This is a genomic window from Isoptericola sp. NPDC055063, assembly GCF_053608125.1.
This window is the reverse complement of sequence record NZ_JBSGUW010000026.1, coordinates 1-6,186: the sequence shown is the minus strand read 5'-3', so window position 1 is coordinate 6,186 and position 6,186 is coordinate 1. Positions and strand designations below refer to the sequence as shown.

Sequence of the window (6,186 nt, the reverse complement as noted above, 5' to 3'; positions counted from 1 at the left end):
GGGTCGTCGTCCTGGAGCCGGACGACGACCCACCGCTACGTCACGGGCCCGTTCACCCCTTGGTGCCGAAGCCGAGCCGGAGGGCCAAGGCCCGGCCGGCCGCCACTAGGCTGCCCCCATGGGTACCGCGCTCGTCACCGGCGCCACCGCCGGCCTCGGCCTGGAGTTCGTCTGGCAGCTCGCCACCGCGCGACACGACGTCGTCGTCGTGGCGCGCGACGTCGGCCGCCTCGAGGAGGTCGCCACGCAGGTGCGCGCCGCCGCGGGCGTCCGGGTGGAGGTGCTGCCCGCCGACCTGTCGGTGCCCGCGGACCTGGAGCGCGTCGCCGCGCGTCTCGCCGTGACCGGCGACGAGGAGGGCGACGACCGCCGACCGGTGGGCCTGCTCGTCAACAACGCCGGGTTCGCGACCGCGCAGCGGTTCGTCGGGGGCGACCTCGACGTCGAGCTGCGGGCGCTGGACGTGATGGTGCACGCGGTGCTGGTGCTGTCGCACGCGGCGACCGGGCAGATGACGGCCCGCGGGCGGGGCGCGATCCTCAACGTCGCGTCCGTCGCCGCGCTCACCGCCGGGGGCACGTACGCCGCCGCGAAGGCGTTCGTGCGGTCGTTCACCGAGGGGCTGGCGGTCGAGCTCCAGGGCACCGGCGTCACCGCCACGGCCCTCTGCCCGGGGTTCGTGCGCACCGAGTTCCACGACCGCGCCGGCATCGACATGTCGACGATCCCGGACGCGGGCTGGCTGGACGCGCCGCGCGTGGTCTCCGACGCGCTCGCCGACGTGCGTCGCGGCGTCGTCATCTCCACCCCGTCCGTCCGGTACAAGGCGGCCTCCGCCCTGCTGCGCCTCGCGCCGCGCTCCGCCGTCCGCGCCGTCGGCAAGTACCGCTGACGGGCCGTCGTCCCCGGCACGGGGTGCGGGGCTCCCGCCCCGTACCCTGGAGCCCGTGACGACCACCGACGCTTCCTTCGGCCCCACCCCCCGCGAGCAGCTGCGCGACCTCATCACAGAGCTCGCCGTCGTGCACGGGAAGGTGACGCTCTCCTCCGGCAAGGAGGCCGACTACTACGTCGACCTGCGCCGCATCACGCTGCACCACCGCGCCGCCCCGCTGGTCGGCCACGTGCTGCTCGACCACCTCGAGGAGGTCGGGCTCGGCACGGCGGAGGTCGACGCCGTCGGCGGCCTGACCCTCGGCGCGGACCCGATCGCGGACGCCCTGCTGCACGCCGCCGCGTCGCGCGGGCAGGACCTCGACGCGTTCGTGGTCCGCAAGGCGGCGAAGGCGCACGGCATGCAGCGCCAGATCGAGGGCCCCGAGGTCGCGGGCCGCAAGGTCGTGGTCCTGGAGGACACGACGACCACCGGCGGCTCGCCCATCACGGCCATCGAGGCCCTGCGCGCCGCCGGCGCCGAGGTGCTCGGCTGCGCGACGATCGTCGACCGCGCCACCGGCGCCGGCGAGAAGATCGAGGCGCTCGGGGTGCCCTACCACTACCTGTACGACCTGTCCGACCTCGGCCTCGCGTGAGCCGACCGGGCGCGGCGCGGCCCGGCCTCTCGATCCTCGTCGTCCCGATGGCGGTCGTGGTCGCGGCCGCCGTGCTGGCGGGTCTCGGGGTGTTCGACGCGTGGGTCGCGTACGTCCTCGTGCCCGTCGCGGCCGTCGTGGGCGGCCTCGGCTACCTGCGGGCCCAGCGCCGCTGGATCGCGCGGAGCGCCGAGGACGTCGACCGCCTCGTCGCGACCGGGCGCTGGACCGAGCTCGGCGGCGAGCACCCGGAGCCCCCGCGGGAGGCGCTGTCGTTCCCGAAGCGGGCGCCGTTCGCGAGCGACGTCGGGCACACGTACGGCGCGGTGCTGCGCTCCCGGGTGGACGGCCGCGACGTGTGGACGTTCGAGCTGGGCGTCCAGCGTCGCTCCGGCGGCACGGTCACGGAGACCGGGGCCCGGGAGTCCGGCCCGGCGACCCTCTCCGACCCCTACCACCTGGTCCTCACCCGCCTCGACCGCGCGCACGGGACGGTGGAGGTGGCCGCCGCGGGGGTCGCCGACGCGCTGCGCCACGACGTCGAGGTCGGCGTGCCGGACTTCGACCGCGCGTTCCGCGTGACCACCGAGAGCGTGCGCACCGCCCGCGCCTGGCTGGGCGACGGCGGCGGGGCGGACCTGGCCCGGCAGGGCGCCGAGGCGCTGCACGGTGGCCGGGTGCGGCTCGACGGCGACACGCTGCTGTGGTGGCGCCGGGGTCACCAGGACCTGGTCGTCGTGGACGACGTCGCCCAGCTCGTCGCGCGGGCCGCGGCGTACGCCCCGCGCTGAGGGTCAGCGCCGTCGGCGGGCGATCAGGAAGCCGGCGCCGAGCCCGACCAGCAGTGCGCCCACGCCGATCAGCGCGAAGGGCACCCAGAGGTACGGGGTCACCGGGAAGAACGTCGTGTCCGAGAGCGGGGCGTACGCGAACCAGCCGAACGACGCGTAGCCGGTCGGGCGCGTCAGGCCCAGGACGACGAGGACGCCGCCGACGACGACCGAGGCGACCGCCACCCAGGTGCTCCAACGGGCCGCGCGGCCCGCAGGCTGCGCGACCGGGGTGCCCTCGACGTCGTCAGACACGGCCGACGAGGTCCGCGATCGAGTCCACGACGTGCGACGGACGGAACGGGTAGGTGTCGATCTCGGCGGGGGAGGTGGACCCCGTCATGACGAGGAACGTCTCCAGGCCGGCCTCGATGCCCGCGACGACGTCGGTGTCCATGCGGTCGCCGATCATCGCCGTCACCTCGGAGTGCGCGTCGATGCGGTTGAGCGCGGAGCGGAACATCATCGGGTTCGGCTTGCCCACGTAGTACGGCGAGCGGCCGGTGGCGGCCTGGATCATCGCCGCGACGGCGCCGGTCGCGGGCAGCGGGCCCTCGGCCGACGGCCCGGTGGTGTCCGGGTTGGTGGCGATGAACCGGGCCCCGTCGCGCACCAGGCGGATGGCCTTGGTGATGGCGGTGAAGGAGTACGTGCGCGTCTCGCCGAGCACCACGTAGTCCGGGTCCGACTCCGTGAGCGTGTACCCCGCCTCGTAGAGCGCGGTGGTGAGGCCGGCCTCGCCGATCACGTACGCCGAGCCGTTCGGCACCTGGTCGGACAGGAACTGCCCCGTCGCGAGCGCCGACGTCCAGATCGCCTCCTCCGGCACGTCGATGCCCGACGTCGAGAGGCGAGCGCGCAGGTCGCGCGGCGTGAAGATCGAGTTGTTCGTGAGGACGAGGAACGGACGCTCCGCGTCGCGCAGGGCGCGGATGAACTCCGGCGCCCCGGGGATGGCCTGCCCCTCGTGCACGAGGACGCCGTCCATGTCGGTCAGCCAGCACTCGATCCGTCGCTCGTCGCTCACGCGCTCACCCTAGTGCGCGGGCCGTCCGCGTGCGTCCGCCAGGATGGGGCCATGACGACGATCGTGGTGGTGGGCGGCACCGGGCAGGCGGGCCGCGCCGTCGTGCGCGAGGCCGAGGCGCGGGGGCACGAGGTGCGCGTGGTGTCGCGCCGGGGGCCGGAGGACCAGGGCGGCGCCGCGCATCACGCGGTGGACCTGCTCGCGGACGACGACGCGGGCGTGCTCGCGGCCCTGGCCGCGGCCTTCGACGGCGCGGGCGCCGTGGTCGACACCAGCAACGGGATGGCGCCCGGCGCGCAGGCCGTGTTCACCACCGGGGCCGGGCGGGTCGCGGAGGCGGCCGGTCGCGCGGGGGTGGGCCGCGTCGTCGTGCTGTCGATCGCCGGGGTGGACCGGAGCGGCTACCCGTACTACCGCGCTCACGCCGAGCAGGAGCGCGTGTATGCGGCCGGGCCCGCCCCGGCGACGGTCGTGCGGGCCACGCAGTTCCACGACTTCCTCGGCATCTTCTTCGGCACCGACAGCCGGCTGGGCGCCTGGTCGCGGCTCGGCCTGCTGCCGTACCCGCGCGGCTGCCGCTTCCAGACGATCGACCTGCGCGACGTCGCCCGCGCCCTCGTCGACGCCGCGCAGGGCGACGACCCGCTCGGCGTCGCCCCAGCGACCGGGCCGAGCGGTGCCCCGACCGCGACCGTCGGCGGCCCGCAGGTGCTGGACGCCCGCACCATGGCGCGCGCCTGGCGGCGGGCGCACGGGTCGCGCCGGGTGCTGGTCGGGGTGCCGCTGCCGGGGCCGCTCGGCGAGTTCTTCCGCGCGGGCCGCAACCTCGTGCCCGGCGCAGCCGTCGGCACCACCACCTACGACGAGTGGCTGGCCGGCCGGTGAGCGGGACCGAGCCCGAGCCCGAGCCCCAGGCCGAGCGCGCGGCGGAGCGCGAGGTCGGTGTCGGCCCGTGGCCCGGCGGCCCGGACGCGTGGCCGCGCACGCCCGACGGCGCCCCGGACCCTCGCTACGACCCGGACCTGCTGGCGCACGGCGACCGGCGCAACGTCGTCGACCCGTACCGGTACTGGACCGTCGAAGCGGTGGTCGCCGACCTCGACGCGCGCCGCCCCGCCGACCGGCAGCTCCACGTGGCCATCGAGAACTGGGCGCACGACCTCAACATCGGCTCGGTGGTGCGCACCGCCAACGCCTTCAACGCCGCCGGCGTGCACGTCGTCGGACGGCGACGGTGGAACCGGCGCGGCGCCATGGTGACGGACCGCTACCTGCACGTCCACCACCACCCGGACGCGCCGGCGCTCGCGGCGTGGGCGGCGTCGGCGGACGACGGCGCCGCCCTGCCCGTGGTCGGGATCGACAACGTGCCCGGGTCGGTGCCGTTGGAGGGCTACGTGCTGCCGGCGCGGTGCGTGCTGCTGCTCGGGCAGGAGTCCACGGGCCTCACGGCGGAGGCCCAGGAGGCGTGCGACGTCGTCCTGCACATCACCCAGCACGGCTCCACGCGCTCCCTCAACGCGGGCGCCGCCGGGGCGATCGCGATGCACGCGTGGGCGTCGAGGTGGCTCCCGCCGTCTCACCCAGCCGACGGCATGTGACTCGCACGACTCCGTCGTGAGAAAATCCGGGTGCATGCGGGTCGCACGGCGCCCGTCGCGACGAAGCCCGCTGCATCCTCGTACGCCCCGTCATTGGAGTACCGCAGATGCCTATCGCAACCCCCGAGGTCTACGCCGAGATGATCGACCGGGCGAAGGCCGGCAAGTTCGCCTACCCCGCCGTCAACATCACGTCGTCGCAGACCGTCACCGCCGCGCTCCAGGGCTTCGCCGAGGCCGAGTCGGACGGCATCATCCAGGTCTCCGTCGGGGGCGGCGAGTACGCCTCGGGCGCCACGATCAAGGACCGTGTCGTCGGCTCGCTGGCCCTGGCCGCCTACGCCACCGAGGTCGCGAAGAACTACTCGGTGAACATCGCGATCCACACCGACCACTGCGTCAAGAAGAACCTCGACTCCTGGGTGCGCCCGCTGCTCGCCCTCGAGGCGGAGCAGGTCAAGGCCGGCAAGAACCCGACCTTCCAGTCGCACATGTTCGACGGCTCGGACATCCCGCTGGAGGAGAACCTCGTCATCGCCGCGGAGCTCCTCGAGCTGTCGCAGGCGGCGCGCACCATCCTCGAGATCGAGGTCGGCGTCGTCGGCGGCGAGGAGGACGGTCACGAGGCCGCCATCAACGACAAGCTCTACACGACGGCCGAGGACGGCCTCGCCACCGTCAAGGCGCTCGGCGCCGGCGAGAAGGGCCGCTACCTGACGGCCCTCACCTTCGGCAACGTGCACGGCGTGTACAAGCCGGGTGCCGTGAAGCTGCGCCCGTCGATCCTCGCGGACATCCAGAAGGCCGTGGGCGACGAGATCGGCGTCCAGAACCCGTTCGACCTCGTGTTCCACGGTGGTTCGGGCTCCACGGCCGAGGAGATCTCGGAGGCCGTCGACAACGGCGTCATCAAGATGAACATCGACACCGACACCCAGTACGCGTTCACGCGCCCGGTCGTCGAGCACATGTTCAAGAACTACGACGGCGTCCTCAAGATCGACGGCGAGGTCGGCAACAAGAAGGCGTACGACCCGCGCGCCTGGGGCAAGCTGGCCGAGGCCGGCATGGCCGCCCGCATCGTCGAGGCCGCGCAGCAGCTGCGCTCCGCCGGCCACAAGATGTGACCCTCTCGCCGAGGTAGTTCACAACTCGCCGAGGTAGTTCGAAGGGGCGGTCCGCACCATGTGCGGGCC

8 protein-coding genes are annotated in these 6,186 nt (G+C 74.3%); 6 read left to right on the top strand and 2 right to left on the bottom strand.

Features of this window, described 5'->3' with window-relative positions:
- The first annotated feature begins 118 nt into the window (after positions 1 to 118).
- Genes ACWF41_RS21350 through ACWF41_RS21340 form a run of 3 tightly spaced genes read left to right on the top strand, consistent with a single transcriptional unit; the run spans position 119 to position 2,323 of the window.
- Complete coding sequence (locus tag ACWF41_RS21350) at positions 119 to 892, top strand: SDR family NAD(P)-dependent oxidoreductase (RefSeq protein WP_380326263.1); 774 nt, start codon at positions 119 to 121, stop codon at positions 890 to 892.
- 55 nt (positions 893 to 947) lie between these two features.
- Positions 948 to 1,532, top strand: a complete 585-nt coding sequence (gene pyrE, locus ACWF41_RS21345; RefSeq protein WP_380326265.1) for an orotate phosphoribosyltransferase — start codon at positions 948 to 950, stop codon at positions 1,530 to 1,532.
- Entirely contained in the window at positions 1,529 to 2,323 is a 795-nt protein-coding gene (locus ACWF41_RS21340) for a hypothetical protein (protein WP_380326268.1), read from the top strand. Before pyrE ends, ACWF41_RS21340 begins: the two co-directional genes overlap by 4 nt.
- A 3-nt stretch (positions 2,324 to 2,326) precedes the next feature.
- Here ACWF41_RS21340 and ACWF41_RS21335 read toward each other — a convergent pair whose 3' ends face one another.
- Together ACWF41_RS21335 and ACWF41_RS21330 are read right to left on the bottom strand one after the other, a co-directional pair.
- Positions 2,327 to 2,617 carry a hypothetical protein gene (locus ACWF41_RS21335; protein WP_380326270.1) on the bottom strand — a complete coding sequence of 97 codons (291 nt, stop codon included), beginning with the start codon at positions 2,615 to 2,617 and terminating at the stop codon, positions 2,327 to 2,329.
- Positions 2,610 to 3,350, bottom strand: coding sequence for an HAD-IIA family hydrolase (locus tag ACWF41_RS21330; RefSeq protein ID WP_380326282.1), 741 nt, complete (start codon positions 3,348 to 3,350; stop codon positions 2,610 to 2,612). Before ACWF41_RS21330 ends, ACWF41_RS21335 begins: the two co-directional genes overlap by 8 nt.
- 90 nt (positions 3,351 to 3,440) lie before the next feature.
- Here ACWF41_RS21330 and ACWF41_RS21325 point away from each other — a divergent pair, with 90 nt between their 5' ends.
- From ACWF41_RS21325 to fbaA, 3 genes are all read left to right on the top strand, one after another.
- Positions 3,441 to 4,274 carry an SDR family oxidoreductase gene (locus ACWF41_RS21325; protein WP_380326273.1) on the top strand — a complete coding sequence of 278 codons (834 nt, stop codon included), beginning with the start codon at positions 3,441 to 3,443 and terminating at the stop codon, positions 4,272 to 4,274.
- The gene (locus tag ACWF41_RS21320; protein ID WP_380326276.1) at positions 4,271 to 4,990 is read left to right on the top strand and encodes a TrmH family RNA methyltransferase; all 720 of its coding nucleotides are present in this window, start codon (positions 4,271 to 4,273) and stop codon (positions 4,988 to 4,990) included. The genes ACWF41_RS21325 and ACWF41_RS21320 overlap by 4 nt, the downstream gene beginning before the upstream one ends.
- Before the next feature lie 107 nt (positions 4,991 to 5,097).
- Positions 5,098 to 6,117 (top strand): class II fructose-bisphosphate aldolase, encoded by a 1,020-nt coding sequence (fbaA, locus tag ACWF41_RS21315; RefSeq protein WP_380326279.1) that lies wholly within the window; start codon positions 5,098 to 5,100, stop codon positions 6,115 to 6,117.
- The last annotated feature ends 69 nt before the right edge of the window (positions 6,118 to 6,186 follow it).

What these genes read in the sequence shown, in the direction of transcription:
- ACWF41_RS21330 (WP_380326282.1), bottom strand. Translation starts at nt 3,350, where the DNA reads ATGGACGGCGTCCTCGTGCACGAGGGGCAGGCCATCCCCGGGGCGCCG.
- ACWF41_RS21325 (WP_380326273.1), top strand. Translation starts at nt 3,441, where the DNA reads ATGACGACGATCGTGGTGGTGGGCGGCACCGGGCAGGCGGGCCGCGCC.
- ACWF41_RS21350 (WP_380326263.1), top strand. Translation starts at nt 119, where the DNA reads ATGGGTACCGCGCTCGTCACCGGCGCCACCGCCGGCCTCGGCCTGGAG.
- fbaA (WP_380326279.1), top strand. Translation starts at nt 5,098, where the DNA reads ATGCCTATCGCAACCCCCGAGGTCTACGCCGAGATGATCGACCGGGCG.